We start from the raw sequence: 20,559 nt of genomic DNA on the forward strand, positions 1-20,559 counted from the left end.
ATCCGCCCCCATCCTTCGGAAGGAAATGGGCGGCTTCGCATTTGCGCTGCAGGCCGGCATCTGCAGGATGGACCCGGCGCACCCGACGCGCCGGCTTTCCGCTCATCCCCGCTCCGGTTCCTTCGCGGGCTTCGGTTCCCGGAGCGTCCATTTCAGCATGGGCGGTGCGGCCACGGTCGTCAGGACGATGACCAGAATGAGCGTCGTGTAAAATTCCGCCGGCACATACCCGCCGGAGAGCCCGAGCGCCGCGAGGATGAGCGCCACTTCGCCCCGCGACACCATGCCCGATCCGATGACCAGGGACGAGCGCAGGTTGAACCCGGTCAGACGGGCGCCGAGACCGGCGCCGACCAGCTTCGTCAGCACGGCGAGCGCGCTCAGGACGATGAACGGCACCCACTGTCCCGAAAATCCCTCGAACGACACGTGCAGTCCGATGCTGACGAAGAAGACCGGCACGAACAGCGTATAGGCGATCGGTTCCACCCGCTTCAGGACCGCCTCGCCGTGCGGCGTGCGGCTCACGGCCAGCCCGGCGGCGAAGGAGCCGATGATGCCGGCCAATTCGGACATTTCCGCCGCGACCGCCATCAGCAGGACCAGCACGATCGCGGCGCTCGTCACCGGTTCGGTGACATGCAGCCTGGACGAGAGCTTCAGAAACAGCGGGACGCCTTTCCATATCATGAGAACGGCGAGGACCGCGAAGGCGATCATTTTGCCGACGACGAGCGCAAGGTTGACATCCCCGGCCAGCACCAGGCCGAGCACGACGGCCAGCCCGAGGACGGCCATGATGTCGTCCGCGATCGCGGCGCCGAGGATCGTCGCGCTCTCCCGGGTGTTAAGTTTCCCGAGCTCGCGCAGCGTCTGGACCGAAATGCTGACGGACGTCGCCGACAGCACCAGCCCGAGGAAAATCGCTTCGCCTTGATCAAGGCCGAGCCACAGTCCGGCCGCCCATCCGCCGAGCAGCGGAAGCACGACGCCCCCCGTCGCCGCCGCCAGCGAAGGCGTCCGGTTCTCGTTCAGCGCCTTCACATCGGTCTCCATGCCGGCGAGAAACATGAGCAGCAGCACGCCGATTTCGGCAAACATCTCAATCCAACGGGCGGATTCCACCCATCCGAGCACGGCCGGTCCGATCAGCACCCCCGCCAGCAGCTTGCCCAGGACGGACGGCTGTCCGATCCGGATCGCGAGTTCCCCCATCAGCTTGACCGCGGCCACGATGACGGCGAGTTGCAGCAACGCTTGCAGAATGAAATCCACGTCTTTTCCTCCCCTTCAGAACCCTCCGGAAGACAAAATGGAGCCCGCTTTGACAGGCTCCACCTTCACATTCCGTATGAAGTTGACAGGCTCGGTGAAGATTATAAAATACCGCCCGCCACCCGTCAAGCCGCGCAATGGCCGCCGCTTCCGGGAAGGCGGTCGCGGATTGCACCAACCGGAGGTCCGCGATGGGTAGACCATCACACAACCGGTCGATCGGCGCCGCCCTGGCCGAACACATCCAGACGGCGCTCGGTTCGCCTCCCGATCTGATCTGCCGGTCCGTGACCACGGAAGAGAACCGGAGCGTGCTGATCATCTATCTGAATTCGCTCGTCGACCGGAAGACCGTCGACGAATTCATCGTGAAATCCGTCCGGCAGAACGCGTTCGCCGAAAGCCCGGCGGTCTCCGGCAGCCGGTACTTGCGCGAGCTGCCGCTGGCCTCTCCCGGCGAAACCTTGCGGGAAGAGGCGGTGCGCGCTGCCGTCTCGGGCCAATGCGTGCTCGTCGATGAAGGCCGGGAACGCGTCTGCTTCATCGACACCTATGAAGCGCCCGGCCGCGGCGTGGAGGAACCGAATGCGGAGCCGACGATCCGCGGGTCGTACGAGGGGTTTACGGAGAACATCCGGGTCAACATCGGACTGATCCGGAAACGCCTCCTGAACCCCGCTCTCCGCCTGGAAGAGATGCGGATCGGCAGCCGGACCGGCACATGTGTCGTGATCGCCTGGCTGGAAGGCCTCGCGCCGGAAGCGCTGGTGCGGGAGGCGAAGCGCAGGCTTGCGGCCATCCGGACGGACAGCGTGCTGGAAAGCTCGTATCTGGAGGAATATATCCAGGACCGCATTCTTTCGCCTTTTCCCACGATCCTGAACACGGAGCGGCCGGACAAGACGGTCGCCCATCTGCTCGAGGGCAAGGTGGCCATCCTGACGGACGGCACGCCCTACGTCCTGATCGCGCCGCTCACCTTTTTCGATCTGTTCAGTTCGTCCGAGGATTATTTCCAGCGCGCGGACATCGCGACGTTCATCCGCTGGCTCCGCCTCATTTCCTTCTTCGTCGCCGTCTTTGCGCCTTCGCTGTTCGTCGCGGCCACGACCTTCCATCAGGAGCTGATTCCGACCGAGCTGCTCATCAGCCTGTCCGCCCAGCGGGAAGGCGTGCCGCTGCCGGCCTTCTTCGAAGTCATGCTGATGGAAATCGTGTTCGAGATCATCCGGGAAGCCGGGCTTCGCATGCCCCGGGCGGTCGGCCAGGCGCTGTCGATCGTCGGAGCGATCGTTCTCGGACAGGCGGCCGTGGAAGCCGGGCTCATCTCGGCCGCGGTCGTCATCGTCGTCGCGGTGACCGGCATCACGAACTTCGTCGTGCCGGTGTACAGCTTCGGCATGTCGCAGCGGCTGCTCCGGTTCACGTTCATCCTGCTGGCCGGATTTCTGGGGCTGTTCGGCATCCTGTGCGGCGCGCTGTTGCTCGTCGCCCACCTCGTGTCGCTGAAGTCGTTCGGCGTCCCGTACATGACCCCGATGGCGCCCCTGACCAAATCCGACTGGCGCGACACGCTGGTGCGCGCTCCGCGCCCCTGGAGAGACCCGAACCGGCTTCCCGCGTCCGTCCGGCTTCTGAAGCGCAAGTAATCGGGAGGTGCGGTCATGTTCCGGCGCAAAGCCGCCGCGGCCGTCGCGCTCGCGCTGTCCGCGGCGCTGCTGTCCTCCTGTTGGGACAAAACCGAGCTGAACGAGCTGGCGCTTGTCAGCATGATCGGGCTCGACCGGGACCCGGAAAGCGGCATTTATACGATCCGGCTGCAGGTCATCAATCCGACGAGCGGCAGCACCGCCAGGGGCACGCCGGGCGGCGAACAGTCCCCGGTGTACACCTACGAGGCAAACGTCCGCACGCTGGCGGAGGCGGACCTCAAATTCTACCATCTCATTCCCCGGAAATTGTTCCTGCATCACGCGAAGGCGGTCCTGATCTCGGGCCGCGCCGCCCGGCAGGGCATGCGGGACTTCATCAATTTCTCCGAGCTGCAGCCGAGCGCCCGGACGTCGGTGCCGCTGTTCGTCGTCGACGGATCGATCGGCGAGGTGATGCGGACGTATACGCCGCTCGAACGCACCCCTGCCGAATCGCTCTCCTCCCGCATCGAGCTGCTGGCCGATTACGCGCTGCAATCCGGCCGGGACGTCGAAGTCCGGGATGTCATCGAGCGGTCGGAACGAGACGAATGGATCGTCCTCCCCATGGTCGCCGTGACACCCAAGACCGGCAACCTGGACAGCCGGGACGTCGACGCGTCGATTGACGCGAACCGCAACCAGCTCCGGTTGAACGGCGGGGCGGTCATCCGGAATTACCGGATGGTCGGCCGTCTGGATGACAACGAACTGGTGCTGTATCACCTGCTCAACGGCGACAAGGGGACGTTCGTGCGGCGGGTTCCTTTCCGGAACGGTCACGTGACGGCCGTGCTCTTAAGCCGGGGAACCAAGCGGCGGCTCGACTGGGAGAACGGCAGGCCGGTCGTCCGGATCCGGCTTTCGCTGGAACTTTCGACCCTCGCGATGAACGAATACCACCCTCGGACGCTGGAAGACATCCGCGCGCTGGAAAAAGCGGTCAGCGAGTCCATCACCGACGAACTGGACGCCTTTCTGGACAAGACGCGCGCGAAGGGCTGGGATCTGGCCGGCATCCGCAGCCTGCTCGGACGGAAAGCGCCGAAGCTGCCGAATCCGGATCGGGCGGCGGCCGACGCGAAGATCCGGTTCGAAATCAAAACCCTGTTCACCGGAATGGGCAACTTGAGCCGGCTTTACGAAGGATCGGGGGGAACGTCATGATTTCGCGGGGGCAGTTCTATTTTCTCACGGTCAATTTCACGCTGGGCACCACCCTGTTCGTCACCATCAACAACATGATCGAAGAAGCCGGTCCCGACGCGTGGATGATGCCGCTGTGGGCGGGGCTCGGCGGCATGCTCGCCGCACTGCTCTGGATCGCGCTGCTCCGGTGCGCCCCGGGCCGGAGTCCGGTCGAGATCGCGCGGGATGCCTGGGGACCGATCGCGGGCCTCATCGTCGGCATCCTCTATCTGTTGGTGTTCTGCACCATCGCCGCGTGGGTGCTGCGCAACCTGAGCGATTTCATGAATGTGACGATCATGCCGAAAACGCCGCCCACGATATTCCACATCATGTTTCTGCTCGTGGGGGCCTATGCGGTGGCGCAGGGGTCGGAGACGGTCGGACGGATGAACGCGGTCATCACGCCTTTTCTGTTCTTTCCGTTCTGGCTGAGTCTGGCGCTGGCGGCGGAGGAATGGAAATGGGAGCGACTGGAGCCCGCGTTCCGGGATCCGTGGGCGTTTTTCCAATACCCGTCGCTGCTCGCCTTCCCCTTCCTGGAGGCCTTCGCGCTGACGATGTTCTGGCCGAAGGTACGCCCGGGAGCGGCCGGCGCGCTCGTGTCCGGCATCGCGAGCGCCGCGGTTTCGCTCAGCCTCGTGCTGTTCATGGTGACCGGTCTGCTCGGTCCGGAGCGCGCCGCCCGGATCAACTTTCCGATCTACACAATCGTGCAGGAGGTGTCCATCGGCCGGGTGCTCGTCATCATCCATTCCGTGCTGACCGTCACCCTGATCACGCTCATCTTCGTCAAGCTGCTGGTGCTGCTGTACGCCGCGTTCGAAACCATCGACCGGCTCTTCCGCCCGACGGTCCGGTGGCCGCATCTGCTCGCGCTGGCCATCCTGATCTCGGCCGGAGCCCGCACCGTCTATGAGAACCCGGTCCAGAACCGGCTCCTGATCGACCGGTATTTGCTGATCTACGACGGTTTCTATTCGGTGCTGATCCCCGCCCTGCTGCTCGTGACCATATGGATCCGGCGGTCGCTCGCGGGCCGGGCCCGGAAGGGTTGACGCACATGTGGCTGCTGTATCTGGTGCTCGCGCCGGTGATCGTCCTGCAGGCGGCATGGCTCCTTTACGCAAAAAAATACAGGGACACCGCCGTGTTCCTGGCGATATCCCTTTCCGGATTCGCGCTGTGGGGATCCGTCGCCTACGGCCGCCCGATCATCCTGAACGCGTGGATCGGGCGGATCATCGAGGCGGCGAAATCGCTGGTGTCCTTCTGACGCCCGAACCGGCCGGATCGGCCCGGTGCGCCCGGCCGGCACAGGACGCCTTATTGGTTCCGGATCCAATCGGCGATGGCCGCGATCTCCTCGTCCGTCAGCCGGTCCCTGAATCCCTGCATGAGGCCGGTGCCGTCGCGGATCACCGCAATGAGCTCGTCCCGGGTCATCCGCTCGCCGATGTTCCGCAATTCCGGTCCGAAGGCTCCCTCCAGGCCCTCGCCGTGGCAGGCGCTGCAACGGTTCGCGTACAGCCGCGCGCCCTCGGCCATCCCCCGATCCGCTCCGTCCGAACCGCCGGCCGCGCCTCCGCCGACACCGCACGCGCCGAGCGCCGCCGCAAGCAGCAGCGCGGCCGGCCACGCACGCCTTGCCGCCAATGCCCCGAACCTCCCCGTCTCATCTTGTTGCACCGTATTATAATCCACATCGTCCATGCCGGCAAACGAACATCTCGTGAACCCGTCCGCCTTCATTTCCGTTTCCGCACCGCCGTCCGTCTTTTGCCCTGCCACCAGCCGCCGGTTTTCTGCTTTCCCGCGGTCCCGTCCGTTGTCCGTCGACCCCCTCCTGATGGATAAAACCCGCCTCGCATGCAAACAATGGAACCAAACGCACACGCGGGGGATGGCAATGAAGCTTTCCAGACATTTGCGGGACAATGTGCGGCGGCTTCGGGCCGTCTACAGCGACTGCTCCGACGTGATCTTCCACGAACTCCGCATCGGCGGCCACACCCCGGCCATGCTTGTCTTCATCGAAGGCATGATTATGCTCGAGGAGCTCGACCAGCAGGTCATCGCTCCGCTCCGTGACGGTCCCGGCCCCGGCCCGTCGCTGGAGGACGTTCGGAGCCGGACCGCCGTCGCGTCCATCCGAACCGTCTCCACGCTCAACGAACTCTTGGACGAGATTGCCGACGGACACCCGGTCCTGCTCGTCGACGGGCTCGAAGCGGCGCTCGTCTACGGCTTGTCCCATTGGGAGCAGCGCTCCGTGGAGGAACCGACGGCCGAGTCGGTGCTGCGTGGCCCGCGGGAGGGGTTCATCGAATCGCTCCGGACGAATATCGCCATGCTGCGGCGCAAAATCCGAAGCCCGAAGCTGAAGGTGATCACCTTTCGCCTCGGATCCCAATCGAGAACGCCGATCGCCGTCATTTACATGGAAGGCGCCGCGGCTCCCGCGCTGGTCCGGGAAGTGCTCAGCCGGCTGAACCGGATCGAAATCACGGACGTGCTGGAGACCGCCTACATCGAGGAATGGATCGAGGACAACCGGTTCTCCCCGTTCCCGCAGCTGCTCAGCACGGAGCGGCCGGACGTGGCGGCCTCCTATCTGGTCGAAGGTCACGTCGTCATCATGGTCGAAGGCACGCCCACCGTGCTGGTCGCTCCGGCCACGTTCTTCTCCCTGCTGCAGACGCCGGAGGATTATTACGAGCGCTATGTGGTCGGCACGGCGATCCGCTGGCTTCGATATTTCTTCTTCGCGATCTCGCTGCTCGGTCCGTCCCTGTACGTGGCCGTCGTGACGTTCCATCAGGAAATGATCCCGACCACCCTCATGCTTACGATGGCGCGGTCGCGGGAACAGATCCCGTTCACCGCCCTGATGGAGGCCTTCCTGATGGAAACGATGTTCGAGGCGCTGCGGGAGGCCGGCGCCCGGCTGCCGAAACAGATCGGTTCGGCCGTCAGCATCGTCGGCGCCCTCGTCATCGGCCAGGCGGCGATTTCAGCCGGCATCGTGTCCGCGCCGATGGTCATGGTGGTCGCCATCACGGGCATCGCGTCCTTCATGGCGCCCCGTTACACGATCGGCATCCCGATCCGGCTGCTCCGCTTCCCGATCATGTTCCTGGCGGGGATGATGGGCCTGCTCGGCGTGATCCTGGGCGTCATCGCGATCCTGATCCATCTGCTTCAGCTTCGCTCCTTCGGGGTCCCCTACATGTCGCCGCTCGCGCCGATTCAGAAACACGGTCTGAAGGACGTGCTTTTTCGGGCGCCCCGTTGGAATCTGAACAGGAGATCGTGAGCATGATCAGGAAACTGCTGCTTGTGCTCGTGTCGACCGCCTGTCTGTTGCCGACGGCCGGGTGCTGGAACGCGAAGGAAGTGAACGATCTCGCGATCATCACGGGGGCCGGCATCGACCTGACCGAAGACGGCCGGATCGAGTTGTCCGTGGAGATATATTTGACTTCTCCCGGCGGCACGGAGTCCGATGGCCCGATGACGGGACAGCCGAACGGCGACAAGGGAACGTCGGTCATCCGCACCGTACACGGCATCAACATGGCGGACGCGGCCTCCCGGCTGCAGAAAATGATATCCCGCAAGGTGTTCTGGGGGCAGGCCGAGGTATTCCTGTTCGGTGAACGGATGGCGCGGGCGGGCCTGGAAGAGCCGATGGACTTCATGTTGCGGCACACCGCGTCACGGGAACGGTCCCAGGTGTTCGTCGCCAACGGACCGGCGAAGGACGTGCTGCTGCTCACCCCGCCGGTCGATCGTTCGCTCTCGGACGCGCTGGTCTCGATGGCCGAGCAGCAGACCGGACTCAACATCACGATGAAGGAACTGGCGCAGATGATGGTGGGCAAATCGAGGGCGGCGGTCCTTCCGATCGTGCATATTTACCCGGAAAAGGACCTGCAGGATGCGTTTCCCTACATCGCGGGCATGGCGGTCATCAAGGAAGGCCGCATGATCGGCAAATTGGACGAATACACCACGCGGGGAGTCATGTGGCTGCGCAACGAGATGAAGCACGCCACCGTGACCGTCAAACCGGACGAATCCGGCGGCTACGTCTCGCTCCATTTGCTGCGCAACCATACGCGCCTCATCCCGTCCATCCAAGGCGACCGCTGGATCATGACCGTCCGCATCACCGGTCAGGACGACATCGTCGAGAACACGTCGAACCTGGATCTGTCGGAGCCGGACCACCTCGAGCAGGTGGAGCGGGAAATGGAGCGGTTCGTCGAAGAGCGCGTGAAGCTCGCGCTCGATACGGCGCAGAAGAAGCTGAAGGTTGACATCTTCGGATTCGCCGACGCCTTCTGGCGCAGATATCCGAAGCAGTGGATGGCGAACGCCAGCCGATGGGACGAGATCTTTCCGGAGATGGAAGTCCGCCTCGAAACGGATATCCGGATCGCAAGGCCGGGATTGATCGGCAAAAATTTCTTCCCACGTCAGGAGCAGAGGTGAGTCTTGCATGCGGAAGCGCGTGTCCCGGGAGCGGATCGCCGCCGCCGTTCTGACCCTCGCGGGCGTCGCTCTGGCGGCCGCGCTCACGTACAATCCACGGTTGCCGGGACCGACGGAACTCGTCGACACATTGTTCCGGCCGGTCACCATTTTCATCGAGCATATCAGCGCGAAAGAGGGCGGGCACTTGTCATGATCGAAAAAGGCAAAATCTCCTCCGCGCAGCTTGGGAAAATGATCTACCTGGCCATCACGCCGACGGCCATTCTCACCGCACCGGGCATCTCCTTCAATTTCGCGCGGCAGGATCTGTGGCTCTCGCCGCTGTGGGCGATCTGCGGCGTCATCGCCGTGCCGCTTGCGCTCGGCCTGAACCGGCTGTATCCCGACTGCAGCCCCGTCCAGGCGAGCCGGAAAATCGCCGGCCGGATACCGGGATGGGTATTCGCCGGCGCCAATTGGCTGTTCTATCTCTACATGAGCGGAATCATCCTGCGGGAATACGGGGAATTCGTCGTCGGCGCCTTCCTGTCCGAAACCCCGCTCCTCATCGTGCTCGGCAGCCTCGTGCTGGTGTGCGCGTTCGCGGTGCGGGGAGGCGTGGAGATCGTGGGGCGGTTTGCGGGGCTTTTTCTGCCGGCTTTTCTCACGCTGTTCCTGCTCATCGTGCTGCTCATCATCCCGGATCTGCAGATTACGAACATGATGCCGATCCTGCCGGAAGGGATCCTGCCCTCCCTGAAGGGCTCGCTCGTCCTGCAGATCTGGTTCTCGGAGCTGTCCATCGCGTGGTTCCTCCTCCCGTACGTCTCCGACCGGGAGAACGCGAAGAAGAGTCTCTGGATCACGTTCGGCGGGATCATCCTGACGCTGCTCCTGTCCAACTGGGTGACGCTGCTCCTGCTCGGTGATCTGACGGGCGGCTACTCGTTCCCGTTCCTGATCCTCGCGCGGTACATCGATCTGGCGGAATTCTTCACGCATCTGGAGGCGCTGTTCATGGCGATCTGGGTGCTCGGCGCCTTCGTGAAGATATGCGTGTTCTTCTACGTCACCGTGACCGGGGCGGCGGAATGGATGGGACTCCGCGACTATCGCCCGATCGTGTTCCCGATGGCCCTGCTGCTGACGCTGTTCGGCATCTGGATCGCGGCGAACTTCCAGGAGATGACGCACGCGATCGCGACGTCCCTCATTCCGCTGGCGCTCACGATGTTCATCCTCGTGCCGGCGATCCTGTATGCGATCGGCCGGCTCAGGGGACAGGGCCGCCAGTGACTCGGCCGTGTCAGACGGCAACCGGGGAGGGGATCCGCTTGCTGACCTCGAATCGATACTCTAAAAAAGAATGGTGAGCGGCAGAAAACTATGTCGGACAACGAATCCGCCGCTCACAATGTAATTCAATGGACCATGCAATTTGAACAGAAATAGTTCATTCGGCTCGAGTGCCCTGAACGTCTGTTTGCCTCCTGGACGCCAAAAGTTCACCTCATCCGGCTGTTCCCTGGCCAGAAAAATTGAACCAATCAATATCCGTAACTCCCACATAAATTTTCATCCCGCTACCACCCCCGCCGCGTCCAGCACGAACGCCGGCAGTGGTTCGCGCATCGTCCACTCCATGCTGATCGGCGCCGAGCCACGATGGCTCCGGTAGTCGGCCAGGCCAACGCAGGTGTAGGGCATCGTCACGCCCTGCTCGTTCCGCTTCCGCTCGCGGATGAAGAACAAGACCGGGTGCTTCGTCTTTGCCTGGTTGATGTACCGCTGTCCCGTCGGCGACCCGACCGTCGTTCGGCTCTGCGACTGCCAGTGGAAGACGCGCTCGTTCACCGCGTAGTCCTGGTACATCGTCGTCGGTGAATAGTCCCGTTCCGACTTGAGCAGCGTCACGAAGAACACGTCCATGTTCCGTTCCCGCACATACAGGACGCCCTCCTGGATATGCCGGTGCTTACACGGCGAATGCAGGCCGAGCGCGGCGAGGATCTGGTCAATCGTGTAATTGCAGTACAGATCCAGCGGGATGTCGGCGTCGAGCCCCTCGATCGGCCGACCGACGATGTCGATCCGATCGTACTGGTATTGCAGCACGTCGCACAACTCCGCATACGCCAGCGGGTGCTGAACCAGCCAACCAAGCGCCTCCTCCACCGTCCGGAAAGGTTGTCCCTCCAGTTCGGACAGGCCCGCATGCCAGAACGTGTAGTACAACATGAGCAACATCCGGCGTTCGGCCGCATCGAGCCCGTCCAGTTCCCGTCCGCGCCCCTCTCGGATCGCCTTTAGCGTTCGCAGCGCAAACTGAATGAACCGCGCCGAATTGCAGAACGAGAGCCTCTCCAGCCCGCCGGCCAGCACTTTCTCCCGCGCGTCGCCCAACGGCTCATCGCAAGCCACGACGTTCTCCCGTACCGCAAGTCCGTAGACCGTGACCGGCTGCTGCCGTCCGTACACCTCCAGCGGCTTCACGTGGTAATCCTCGAAAAATTCCCCGATCCGCCACTCCCGATGATGCGTGAAATAGTCGACCACCTTGCGCCGAATGTTCCGTAGGTTGTTGATCGACGCCCGGATATGCGCGAGGATGATCTCCTGCGCCTTCCGTTCGAGGATGATGGAGCAGCCCTTCGGCACGCTGGGGAACCCCAACTCAATCTCCTTCAGCACCGACCGTCTCGCTCTCGGCAGAAGCGCCTGGAACCGCTGCTCGAAGTTGTACTCGCGGTGCGCCTGCCCGACGAAATCGAGCACGGTCAGCGCTTCCTTCCCCTCGCAGAGCCGAAGTCCCCGCCCGAGTTGCTGCAGAAACACGGTCAGGCTCTCCGTCGGCCTCAAGAAAAGCACGGTGTTCACTTCCGGGATATCCACGCCCTCGTTGTACAGGTCCACGACGAAGACGAAATGGATCTCCTTCCGCACGAGTCGCTTCCTCACCGATTCCCGCACGTCGTCGGGTGAATCGGCTGTCAGATATTCGGAAGGCACCCCAAAGGCGTTGAACTGCTCGGCCATGAACTTCGCGTGCAGCTTGCTCACGCAGAACCCGATCCCGATCACGTCCCGGATGTCCGTGCAGTACCGCTCCACCGCTTCGAAAATATAACGCGCCCGCTCCTTCGCCGTCCGCTCCTCGAACACGTAAACCTTCTCCAGATCGGACTCGTCATACTTGCCGAAGCGCCACCGAACACCGCGCAGGTCCACGGAGTCCGTCACGCCGAAATAGTGAAACGGGCTAAGCAGCTTACGCTCGATCGCCTCATACAGCCGGATCTCCGCGGCGATCCGGCCGTCGAAATAATCCGTTACCCGCTTTCCGTCCGCCCGCTCCGGCGTCGCGGTAAGTCCGAGCAGCACCCGCGGCTTGTAATACTCCAACAGTTGCCGATACGACGGCGCCGCCGCGTGATGGAACTCGTCAACAATGATGAAATCGTAGAAATCCGGCGGCGTCCGGGCGAACAGATCCCGGGAATTCAGCGACTGGATCGAGACGAACAGGTGGTCGATCCGCTCCGGCACCTGCCCCGCCACCATGATGTCGCCGAAATTCAGGTCGCGCAGAATTGAGCGGAAGCAGGCGAGGCTCTGCTGCAGAATCTCCCGGCGATGCGCGACGAACAGCAGCCGGTTCGGCTTGCCCGGATTCTGCCGGCAGTACCGGCGGTAGTCGAAGGCAGCGATGACGGTCTTCCCCGTGCCCGTCGCCGCAACGACAAGATTGCGGTACCGGCCGTGCACCTCCCGCTCCGCCTGCAGCTTGTCGAGGATTTCCTGCTGATAGTAGTAGGGCTGGATATCGAAAAAGTACCCCGCCACCCCCTCCCCGTCGGCTTCCCGCGAACGTTCGGCTTTCAAAGCCTGACGCAATTGCCGTTCATGGAGCTGCGGTATGAACGTCACGAACTCCGGGTTGTTCCAGTAATGCTCGAAGGTAACCTCGACCTTCCGCACCAGCTCCGGCGCGTCCTGCTGTGACAGCCGGACGTTCCATTCAAGGCCCGAGACAAACGCGGATTCCGAAATGTTGGAAGAGCCGATGTAGACGGTGCTGAAGCCGGTGTCCCGCCAGAAAAGGTAAGCCTTCGCGTGGAGGCGGGTCGTTTTCGTATCGTAGGAGATTTTCACCTCGGTATTGGGAAGCTTGACGAGCTCCTGGACGGCCTTGTAGTCGGTCGCGCCCATGTAGCTCGTCGTGATGACCCGAAGCCGACCGCCCCGCATCGTGAACGCCTTGAGCTCATTGAGCAGCAGCCGAAGCCCGCTAAACTTGATGAAGGAAACAAGGAAGTCTATCCGGTCGCTCGTCGCGATCTCCTTCTTCAGCTCCGCCATCATGCTCGGTTCCCTTTTGTCCCCGGTGAAAAGGGAACTTGAGGACAGCGGGGTTTGGGGACGAACGCGAGGACTCCACGACTCACCCCGGCTGCGGTCGATCAGTTCCAGCAGCATCTCGGCGTCCCGGTGGATGAGCTGTCCTTTCAGTTCGGCGACAAGCCCCGGATCGAACCGATCACCCTCCGCACGCTCGAGATAATCCATTGTATATCGGATGATGGCGTTGCACAGCTCGACCCGATCCCGGACCGCCGTGTCGCCGTCGTCCAGATAGGCCATGACCCGCGCCAGCAGACGCCCCATGTATTGACCGAGAATCTCGGCCGACTCGGCTCGATCCAGCTTGCCCTTGTCGTATTGCCATGCGTTATTCAATCGCGCCAGTTCGTCGTGAAGATATTCGTTGATGATCTGCTCATACAGACCGGGATGAAGCAATGCTGTCACCACCAAAGCCTGGCCTTTTTCCTCATCTTCCAATATTCGACACCATTGGCGATAGCCCCTCTTTCCCATGACATTGGGAGTGATCCGTCACATGCGCAGTAAATCATCGCTGCGGCTGGCCGCCGCGCCGGCGGTGCTGTTCGCGGGCACATTGGAACATCGGGCGGCCTCCGACCCGTCCGGCCATCCGGCGTACCGGAGCCGCGAGTTGATCCTGCTGGAGGAAGAGAAGTCGACAACGCGGAACCGGGGGAGCCGGATAGAGAGGAGTTTGAAATCCCGGGAGCGGGTGCGATCCGGTTCGCGGAACTGATCGACGATCGCATCGCCCGTTTCCGCTTCGACGGCGACCGGGAAGGCTTCTTCGATCTGGCGGATAACCGGATCGGGATGGATGGGCGGGAATGACGGGACGGCGCCCCATCGGCGGAACCATGAACCGCAACAGACCCTTCCGGCAATGACTCGGCACATCCTCCGATCCCGGCGGCACCGGATCTTTCACGGGCAGGTTCTCATTCGCCCGGATGCCGGTGTTGGCGGTCAGCAGGAGCAGCAGGGCGAAAGCGAGAACAATGCCGTATTTTTTCATCGGCCATCCCCCGATTCACGGCTTTGACGATGAATTTCCGCTTCGTTTCATAAATGAAAGACCTGAAATGCCGTCCCCTGCGCCCGATGTGTTCACTTCCCCTCCCGCACGGACTTCTCCCCGGAGGCCTCCCTTTCCCGCCGCTCCGCCAGATACTCCAGATGCCGGAATCCCCAATCGCACATCGACTTGAGCAGAGCGGTCAGCGAGCGGCCGTGCTCCGTCAGTGAATACTCCACCCGGGGCGGCACCTCCGGATACACCTTGCGGGTGATGAGACCGTCCCGCTCCAATTCCCTCAGATGCACGGCCAGCATGCCGTGCCGCGCCTCCGGAATCCGCCTCCTGAGCTCCCCGAACCGCTTCGTGCCCTCGAACATCAGAATGAACAGGATGAACGGCTTCCATTTGCCCCCGATGACCCGAAGCGCCGTCAGGATTCCCTCGTCTTTCACACCCGTGCGTTGTTCCATCCGGCATCCCCCTTTCCTGCATGCAGAACCAAAATATCACAACTTCCGGTTTATTCCCAGATGCGCGCCAAAAGTCCGGCCGGCCGGACTATGTACGGAAAAAAAGCGTACTTCACAGCCTCCGGCCGCATGCAGATAATGGGACGTAAACCGAAAGGAGGAAGCCACATGCGCATTTCCCTGGAAGGAAAAGCCGCGCTCGTCACGGGCGGCGCCCGCGGCATCGGCCTCGCCGCGGTGCGTGCGCTGGCGGAAGCGGGAGCGCAGGTCGCGGCCACGTCCCGCGCGGGGTCTGAGGCGCTGCGCGAACTTGCGGCATCCCGGCCGGTGATGCACATACCGGTCAACGCGGCGACCGCGTCCGGAGCGCAGCAGGCCGTCGCCGCGGCGGTGGCACGGTTCGGCCGCCTGGACATCCTCGTGAACAACATCGGCGCGACCGATCCGTCGGCGGGGGCGGGGTTCACGGCGCTGACGGACCGCGAGTGGGGCGAGATGCTCGAGGTAAACCTGATGAGCGTGATCCGCGTGACGCGCGCGGCGCTGCCATACCTGCTCGGCAGCGGGAACGCCAGCGTCGTCAACGTCTCCACGATGAACGCGATCATGCCGATTCCGTTCCTGTTCGCCTACAGCGCCGCGAAGGCCGCGGTCACGAACCTGACGATGAACCTCGCCGAGACCTACGCCGCGCAGGGGGTGCGGTTCAACACGGTGGTACCCGGACCGACGCGCACCGACCTGTGGGCCGGACGAATGCCCGAGTCCGGGGACGAAGAAGCGGTGCGCGCCTTCGCCCGGGAACAGCTCGGCATCCCGCTCGGACGCCTCGCCGAGCCGGAGGATGTCGCGCATCTGATCGTCTTCCTGGCCTCCGACCGCGCCGCGATGATCACCGGATCGGACTACATCATCGATGTCGGTCTGGTCCGGACGATCCACTGAGGGCGGAGATCCGGGATGGCCGTTCGGACGCTGTCCCCGGGCGCCGCGCTGCTGCTCCTCTGCACCGCGCAGCTCATGGTGCTGCTGGACACCTCGATCGTCCACGTCGCGCTGCCTTCCATCCAGCGCGAGTTCTGCGCGGCGCCGGGCCGGCTGCAATGGGTCGCGACGGCGTACACGCTCTTCTACGGCGGGTTTCTGCTCGTCGGCGGCCGGCTGGGCGACCGGTTCGGCCGGCGCGGGACGCTGGCGGCGGGCGTATGGCTGTTCACGATGGCCTCCGCCGCAGCCGGATTCGCGCCGGGCGTCGGCCCGCTGATTGCGGCCCGGGCGCTGCAGGGGCTCGGTGCGGCGCTGGTCTCGCCGATGGTGTTCGTGTTCGTCACGGCGCTTCATCCGGAAGGATCGTCCCGCAACCGGGTGATGGGCATCCTGAGCTCGATGTCGGCGGTCGGCGTCATTTCCGGGCTCATCCTCGGCGGGATGCTGACCGAAGGACTCGGGTGGCGGTCCGTGTTCTTCGCCACGGTGCCGGTCGGCCTGTCCATCGCGGCGATGCTGCCGAGGCTGCCGGAGGACCGGGCGGGCGAACGGCGGCCGCTTGATCTTCCGGGCGCCGCCGCCGCGACGCTGGGCATCGGCTGCCTGGTGCTGGCGCTCGCCGAGGGAGGCGCATGGCGGGGGACGTCTTGGATCGGGGGATTGCTGGCGGCGGCCGTTCTGCTCCTCATGCTGTTCGCGGGCATCGAGCGGTCGTCGGCGAACCCGCTGCTCCCGCCCGGGCTGCTCGCACGGTCGTCGTTCGCCGGAGCGTGCCTTGCGGCGTTCCTGTTCGGCAGCGTGATCGGCCTGTCGATCTTCCTTCTCACGCTCTGCATGCAGCAGTCGATGGGGTTTGACCCGATGCGGGCCGCCGCCGCGTTCCTTCCGCAGGAGCTGACCGTCGTCGTCATGGCCAATCTGGTCGGACGGCTCGTGACCCGCTTCGGGACGCGGGCGGTCCTGCTGGCGGGAGCGGCGGCGTTCGCGCTCGGCGCCCTGAGGCTGTCGCATCTGGCGGCGGAGAACGCCTGGTCCGCCTATATTCTGCCGGGCACCATCCTGATCGGCATCGGGATCGGCTGCGTGCTGGTCGCCTCTTCCGTCACGATGACCAGCGGCCTTGCCCGCGAAGATCAGGGGGCGGCCGCCGGGCTGTGGAACGTCGCGCCCCAGATCGGCGCCTCCGTCAACACGGCGATTCTCGCGGCTGCGGCCGACGCGTTCTCGCGCGGGCGGCTGCTTGCGGCCCCGCAATCCGCCGAGGCGCTCGCCGGCTACCGCTCGGCCTTCACCGCGCTGCTTGCCTGGACGGTGCTGATCAGTCTGGGCGTCTGGCTCCTACTGCGCCGCTCTGACGCTGAGGCGCGGAGACTCCCGGCCGAATCGGCGGCCCGGGACGGCAAGGGCGGATAGCCGCGTGGGGCGGATGCCCCCTCCGGCGGTTCAATCCTTCCCGGCGTACCGCGCATGCCTTCGCAGATATTCGTCGAGCTGATCGGCCGGACGCCGGACCGGACCGCCGTGGCACACCTCCAGGTGCACGGGGTCCAGTTCCCGCACGACGCAGCCGCTCCTCCGGGTCCGCTTCACGTTCGCGCACGCGCGCGAGCCTCCCGCGCAGCTCTTCGAACGGCGGCACGGCGACGTGGTGCAGCAGCGACTCCTTGTCCGCGAAGTAGAGATAGATCGCCGTATGGGAGCAGCCCGCCCGCTTCGCGATCTCCCGCATCGTGACGACGTCGAATCCCCGTTCGGCGAACAGTTCCGCCGTTCAAGCTTTTGGGATATTCGAGAGTCCAATAAAAAAAGCAGCATGCCTTCCATACAGAAAGCCATGCCGCTCTTTGCATCATGCAAGGATGTGCGAACAAACGTGATACCGAACCGACAATATCGGCCGCCGTCACCCTTTTACGGCACCGGCCGCAATTCCCTTGACGATATGTTTCTGCATGAGGAGAAAGAAGATGAAAATCGGAATCAGCGTGATCACCGTAAGCGTCATGAACATCGGCCACTGCACGGCGAATTCGCCTTTGGCCTTGTAGATCTCCAGGACAAGCGTCGATTTGGAGGACGAGTTCAGGAACAGCATCGGCGCCAGGAAATCGTTCCAGATCCACATCGTCTCGAAAATGACGCTCGTGATCGTGATCGGCTTGAGCAGCGGCAGGATGATGCGCCAGAAGATGCCCCATACGCTGCAGCCGTCGATGACCGCGGCCTCGGACAAGTCGCGGGGAATTGTCTTCATGTATCCCATCATCAGGAAGAAGACGAACACCGAATTGCTCGTATACAGGATGATGAGGCCGTAATGCTTGTCGATGAAATGCAGATCGCTCATCAACTGGAACAGCGGGATGAGCGTCGCCTGGAACGGGATCATGAAGCCCGCGAGCAGATAGATCATCGCCACCCGCGTCAACCGGTTCGGATTGAACACGACCGGGTAAGCGCCCATTGCGCCGATCAGCACGATCAGCACGACGGAGAAGAAGGTGATGGTCAGCGTGTTGCCGAAACTGCGCAGAACCGTCGTCTCCTCGAACACTTGGATGTAGTTCGTGAAGATCCATTTCGACGGCAGCGCCACCGGGTTTCGGGCCGTCTCCTGCATCGTTTTGAACGTGTTGATGATGATCAGGTAGAACGGAAAGAACACCACGATGCCCGCGGGGGCATCAAAAGATCGAGCAGCCAATTTCGCTTGATCGAATCCGTCACTGCAGGTTCTGCTCCCTTCGTTGCATGATCGTCACCTGGAAGACGGCGACGACGAGCACGATGAAGAAGAAGACGATGGACATCGCCGAAGCCAAGCCGTATTGGGTTTCCGTGATGCCCCGCAGCACGATGACCTGGGTGATCGAGTACGTCTCGAAGCCCGGTCCGCCCTTGGTCAAGGCGAACGGAATTTCGTACACCTTCAGCCCGCCCGTCAAGAGCAGCATGACGCTGATCGTCATGGCGGGCGCCAGCAGCGGCAGCGTGATGTGACGGAACTGCTGGAGCCTGCTGGCTCCGTCAATCGCGGCCGCCTCGTAGTATTCCTTCGGGATAGCCTGCAGAAAAGCCAGGTACAGGATGGCATGCCACCCGGTAACCGCCCATGACGCGACGACGACCGTGGAGATTTTGGCGAGCAGCGGATCCGCCAGCCACGGCTGCGGACCGATGCCGAACAGCTCCCGGAGAATCTTGTTCATCACGCCCGAATCGACCGGCGCCAGTATGAATCCCCAGATGTAGGCGAGCAAAAGCCCGCTCGGAATCGAAGGAAAGAAGAAGATGGCACGATGCAGATTGCGCGTCAGAAACTTCTGGTCGAAAATGATCGCCAGCGGAATGGCGAACACCGTCACGAGCAACGCCTTGGCGACCGTAAAGAACAACGTGAACGACAACGCGGACAGCAGCGCGTCATCCGAGAAAATCCGTACATAATTTTTCATCCCGACGAAATCATAGACTTTCGAGTAACCGTCGAAATTCGTCAGGCTCAGAAAGAACGCCTTGAGCAGGGGGTAGATCGTAAACAGGGAGTAAACGGCCAGGATTGGCACCAAAAACGAAAGGTACTGCGCTTGTCGGACAAATCTGGTCATACACGGCCTCCCCATCTGTCGCAATCCATGCCATTCGAGACCCGAAAGCAACGTTTCTTTGTTATGAAAAAGAGGGTAGTAGGCGATCCTATACCCTCTCTACAGGAACGACGATTATTTGTTTTCCATTTCCTGCAGCTTCTTGTCCAGCGATGCAACGGCCTCTTCCGGCGTCATCTTGTTCAGCGCCATGTCCTGGATGGCCACCACGAACTGGTTGCGAAGCGCTTCCTGATGCCGTTTCCACGACACCATCGGCAGGTAGATCCGGCCGGCCATCAGACCGTCGTTATATGCCGGCAGATAGGCCGGGTGCACATTGGGGGTGTAGCCGTGGGCCGTGATGATGCCGCCCGTTCCCTCTTCGAATTTCCTCAAACCTTCTTCCGTGCTCAGATACTCGAGGAACAGGAGCGCTTCTTCCTTGTGATTCGACTTGACGTTGATGGCAAACCCGACGCCGGGCGCGCCGTTGTAGTACTTGTTGCCCGGTTCCTTGCCCGGGATCGGCATGATCTCGAACTCGAGGTCCGGGTTCGTGGCTTCGATCGTGCTGATGTTCCACGGACCGCCGGGAACCATCGCGACGTTGCCGAGGGCGAATTCGTTCATGACCTGCTCGCTCGTCATGCCGATCATGTCGGGGGACAGAATGCCGTTGTCGATCAGGCCTTCCTTCCACATCCGGAGCACTTCCGTCCAGCCTTCCGCGAACGTCGTCTCCCCGTTGAACAGCTTCTCGTCGAAATCGGGATCCTTCGACAGCACGTTCGCGCCAAACATCGCGGAGTGGATGATCGTGATGTCGTGCATCCGGTCATACAGCGGACGGATGCCGGCTTCTTTCAGCTTCAGGCAGATCTCGATGAATTCGTCCCAGGTTTCCGGCAGCCTCTCGATGCCGGCCTTCCGGAACAGTTCCTTGTTGTAGAACAGGCCGCCGGCCCATCCCGTCTGCGTAAACCCGTAGATCCGGCCGTCCTTGCTCAACATCGGCTTGTTGGCGTCCACCATGACGGAAATGAACGGTTGATCGGTCAAATCCATCGCGTATCCGCCGTCGATGATCTCGTTGCGATTCTCCGCCGCGATGATGAAAATGTCGGGCGCCGTGTCCGACAGCAGCATCGTCTGCAGCTTCGCGATGTAATCGGTTACCGGCGGAGCGAACGAAAAATCGAACGAAATATGGGGATATTTCGCCTTGAAGCCTTCAAGGACCGGCTTCATCTCCTGCTCGTTGTTCCACGAGAGAATGCTGAGCGTGACCTGCTTCGGCGCGTCATTGCTCTTGTCGGAGCCGCCGGGCGCGGTATCTCCCGAGCCGCCGCTTGCGCTCTGACCGCCATTGCCGCCTTGACCGCATGCCGACAGCACGAGGGCTGCGCACAGGAGGATCAGAAGTGGCCATGCCGATCGTTTGCTCATACTTGTACATCCCCTTGTCTGTTTGATTG

18 protein-coding genes are annotated in these 20,559 nt (G+C 62.7%); 11 read left to right on the plus strand and 7 right to left on the minus strand.

What is annotated here, in order from left to right; all coding sequences use genetic code 11:
- Nucleotides 1–102: 102 nt before the first annotated feature.
- The gene (locus tag A9Z00_RS00240) at nt 103–1,215 is read right to left on the minus strand and encodes a cation:proton antiporter (RefSeq protein ID WP_483316239.1); all 1,113 of its coding nucleotides are present in this window, start codon (nt 1,213–1,215) and stop codon (nt 103–105) included.
- Between the two features lie 251 nt (nt 1,216–1,466).
- Between A9Z00_RS00240 and A9Z00_RS00245 the strand changes: the two genes are divergently transcribed.
- The 4 genes from A9Z00_RS00245 to A9Z00_RS00260 are packed head-to-tail and all read left to right on the plus strand — an operon-like array spanning nt 1,467 to nt 5,430.
- Complete coding sequence (locus A9Z00_RS00245) at nt 1,467–2,924, plus strand: spore germination protein (RefSeq protein WP_296973104.1); 1,458 nt, start codon at nt 1,467–1,469, stop codon at nt 2,922–2,924.
- 15 nt (nt 2,925–2,939) lie between these two features.
- Nucleotides 2,940–4,133, plus strand: coding sequence for a Ger(x)C family spore germination protein (locus A9Z00_RS00250; protein WP_296973106.1), 1,194 nt, complete (start codon nt 2,940–2,942; stop codon nt 4,131–4,133).
- Nucleotides 4,130–5,212, plus strand: coding sequence for a GerAB/ArcD/ProY family transporter (locus tag A9Z00_RS00255; protein ID WP_296973108.1), 1,083 nt, complete (start codon nt 4,130–4,132; stop codon nt 5,210–5,212). Before A9Z00_RS00250 ends, A9Z00_RS00255 begins: the two co-directional genes overlap by 4 nt.
- Before the next feature lie 5 nt (nt 5,213–5,217).
- Entirely contained in the window at nt 5,218–5,430 is a 213-nt protein-coding gene (locus A9Z00_RS00260) for a hypothetical protein (protein ID WP_296973111.1), read from the plus strand.
- Nucleotides 5,431–5,480: 50 nt separating this feature from the next.
- Here the strand turns inward: A9Z00_RS00260 and A9Z00_RS00265 are convergent, their stop codons facing one another.
- A complete protein-coding gene (locus A9Z00_RS00265) occupies nt 5,481–5,810 on the minus strand; it encodes a c-type cytochrome (RefSeq protein WP_296973113.1) in 330 nt (109 codons plus the stop codon).
- Nucleotides 5,811–6,063: 253 nt separating this feature from the next.
- Here A9Z00_RS00265 and A9Z00_RS00270 point away from each other — a divergent pair, with 253 nt between their 5' ends.
- The 4 genes from A9Z00_RS00270 to A9Z00_RS00285 are packed head-to-tail and all read left to right on the plus strand — an operon-like array spanning nt 6,064 to nt 9,929.
- Entirely contained in the window at nt 6,064–7,470 is a 1,407-nt protein-coding gene (locus A9Z00_RS00270; protein WP_296973116.1) for a spore germination protein, read from the plus strand.
- A gap of 2 nt (nt 7,471–7,472) precedes the next feature.
- On the plus strand, nt 7,473–8,651 hold the full coding sequence (locus A9Z00_RS00275) for a Ger(x)C family spore germination protein (RefSeq protein ID WP_296973118.1): 1,179 nt from the start codon (nt 7,473–7,475) through the stop codon (nt 8,649–8,651).
- 7 nt (nt 8,652–8,658) lie between these two features.
- Entirely contained in the window at nt 8,659–8,847 is a 189-nt protein-coding gene (locus tag A9Z00_RS00280; protein WP_296973122.1) for a hypothetical protein, read from the plus strand.
- A complete protein-coding gene (locus tag A9Z00_RS00285; RefSeq protein ID WP_296973124.1) occupies nt 8,844–9,929 on the plus strand; it encodes a GerAB/ArcD/ProY family transporter in 1,086 nt (361 codons plus the stop codon). Before A9Z00_RS00280 ends, A9Z00_RS00285 begins: the two co-directional genes overlap by 4 nt.
- A gap of 279 nt (nt 9,930–10,208) precedes the next feature.
- Here the strand turns inward: A9Z00_RS00285 and A9Z00_RS00290 are convergent, their stop codons facing one another.
- Nucleotides 10,209–13,433 (minus strand): DEAD/DEAH box helicase, encoded by a 3,225-nt coding sequence (locus tag A9Z00_RS00290; RefSeq protein ID WP_367188914.1) that lies wholly within the window; start codon nt 13,431–13,433, stop codon nt 10,209–10,211.
- Between the two features lie 100 nt (nt 13,434–13,533).
- Here A9Z00_RS00290 and A9Z00_RS00295 point away from each other — a divergent pair, with 100 nt between their 5' ends.
- A complete protein-coding gene (locus A9Z00_RS00295) occupies nt 13,534–13,755 on the plus strand; it encodes a hypothetical protein (RefSeq protein WP_296973128.1) in 222 nt (73 codons plus the stop codon).
- 371 nt (nt 13,756–14,126) lie between these two features.
- Here A9Z00_RS00295 and A9Z00_RS00300 read toward each other — a convergent pair whose 3' ends face one another.
- Nucleotides 14,127–14,507 (minus strand): winged helix-turn-helix transcriptional regulator, encoded by a 381-nt coding sequence (locus A9Z00_RS00300; RefSeq protein ID WP_296973131.1) that lies wholly within the window; start codon nt 14,505–14,507, stop codon nt 14,127–14,129.
- Between the two features lie 168 nt (nt 14,508–14,675).
- Here A9Z00_RS00300 and A9Z00_RS00305 point away from each other — a divergent pair, with 168 nt between their 5' ends.
- Nucleotides 14,676–15,452 carry an SDR family NAD(P)-dependent oxidoreductase gene (locus tag A9Z00_RS00305; RefSeq protein ID WP_296973133.1) on the plus strand — a complete coding sequence of 259 codons (777 nt, stop codon included), beginning with the start codon at nt 14,676–14,678 and terminating at the stop codon, nt 15,450–15,452.
- A gap of 15 nt (nt 15,453–15,467) precedes the next feature.
- Complete coding sequence (locus tag A9Z00_RS00310; RefSeq protein WP_296973135.1) at nt 15,468–16,907, plus strand: MFS transporter; 1,440 nt, start codon at nt 15,468–15,470, stop codon at nt 16,905–16,907.
- 490 nt (nt 16,908–17,397) lie between these two features.
- On the opposite strand, the gene A9Z00_RS00320 is transcribed toward A9Z00_RS00310, so the two are convergent.
- From A9Z00_RS00320 to A9Z00_RS00330, 3 genes are all read right to left on the minus strand, one after another.
- Nucleotides 17,398–18,198: a carbohydrate ABC transporter permease gene (locus A9Z00_RS00320; protein WP_296973137.1), complete on the minus strand. Its 801-nt coding sequence runs from the start codon at nt 18,196–18,198 to the stop codon at nt 17,398–17,400.
- Nucleotides 18,199–18,217: 19 nt separating this feature from the next.
- Complete coding sequence (locus A9Z00_RS00325) at nt 18,218–19,102, minus strand: carbohydrate ABC transporter permease (protein ID WP_296973140.1); 885 nt, start codon at nt 19,100–19,102, stop codon at nt 18,218–18,220.
- 114 nt (nt 19,103–19,216) lie between these two features.
- Nucleotides 19,217–20,530, minus strand: coding sequence for an ABC transporter substrate-binding protein (locus tag A9Z00_RS00330; RefSeq protein ID WP_296973143.1), 1,314 nt, complete (start codon nt 20,528–20,530; stop codon nt 19,217–19,219).
- Nucleotides 20,531–20,559: the final 29 nt, after the last annotated feature.

Origin of the sequence: Thermobacillus sp. ZCTH02-B1 (genome assembly GCF_002159085.1) — a bacterium.
Lineage (GTDB): Bacteria > Bacillota > Bacilli > Paenibacillales > Paenibacillaceae > Thermobacillus.

Excerpts from the sequence above, each read along its gene's own strand:
- A9Z00_RS00240 (WP_483316239.1), bottom strand. The coding sequence starts at position 1,215 with ATGGGGGAACTCGCGATCCGGATCGGACAGCCGTCCGTCCTGGGCAAG.
- A9Z00_RS00245 (WP_296973104.1), top strand. The coding sequence starts at position 1,467 with ATGGGTAGACCATCACACAACCGGTCGATCGGCGCCGCCCTGGCCGAA.
- A9Z00_RS00250 (WP_296973106.1), top strand. The coding sequence starts at position 2,940 with ATGTTCCGGCGCAAAGCCGCCGCGGCCGTCGCGCTCGCGCTGTCCGCG.
- A9Z00_RS00255 (WP_296973108.1), top strand. The coding sequence starts at position 4,130 with ATGATTTCGCGGGGGCAGTTCTATTTTCTCACGGTCAATTTCACGCTG.
- A9Z00_RS00260 (WP_296973111.1), top strand. The coding sequence starts at position 5,218 with ATGTGGCTGCTGTATCTGGTGCTCGCGCCGGTGATCGTCCTGCAGGCG.
- A9Z00_RS00270 (WP_296973116.1), top strand. The coding sequence starts at position 6,064 with ATGAAGCTTTCCAGACATTTGCGGGACAATGTGCGGCGGCTTCGGGCC.
- A9Z00_RS00275 (WP_296973118.1), top strand. The coding sequence starts at position 7,473 with ATGATCAGGAAACTGCTGCTTGTGCTCGTGTCGACCGCCTGTCTGTTG.
- A9Z00_RS00280 (WP_296973122.1), top strand. The coding sequence starts at position 8,659 with ATGCGGAAGCGCGTGTCCCGGGAGCGGATCGCCGCCGCCGTTCTGACC.
- A9Z00_RS00285 (WP_296973124.1), top strand. The coding sequence starts at position 8,844 with ATGATCGAAAAAGGCAAAATCTCCTCCGCGCAGCTTGGGAAAATGATC.
- A9Z00_RS00295 (WP_296973128.1), top strand. The coding sequence starts at position 13,534 with ATGCGCAGTAAATCATCGCTGCGGCTGGCCGCCGCGCCGGCGGTGCTG.
- A9Z00_RS00300 (WP_296973131.1), bottom strand. The coding sequence starts at position 14,507 with ATGGAACAACGCACGGGTGTGAAAGACGAGGGAATCCTGACGGCGCTT.
- A9Z00_RS00305 (WP_296973133.1), top strand. The coding sequence starts at position 14,676 with ATGCGCATTTCCCTGGAAGGAAAAGCCGCGCTCGTCACGGGCGGCGCC.
- A9Z00_RS00310 (WP_296973135.1), top strand. The coding sequence starts at position 15,468 with ATGGCCGTTCGGACGCTGTCCCCGGGCGCCGCGCTGCTGCTCCTCTGC.
- A9Z00_RS00325 (WP_296973140.1), bottom strand. The coding sequence starts at position 19,102 with ATGACCAGATTTGTCCGACAAGCGCAGTACCTTTCGTTTTTGGTGCCA.
- A9Z00_RS00330 (WP_296973143.1), bottom strand. The coding sequence starts at position 20,530 with ATGAGCAAACGATCGGCATGGCCACTTCTGATCCTCCTGTGCGCAGCC.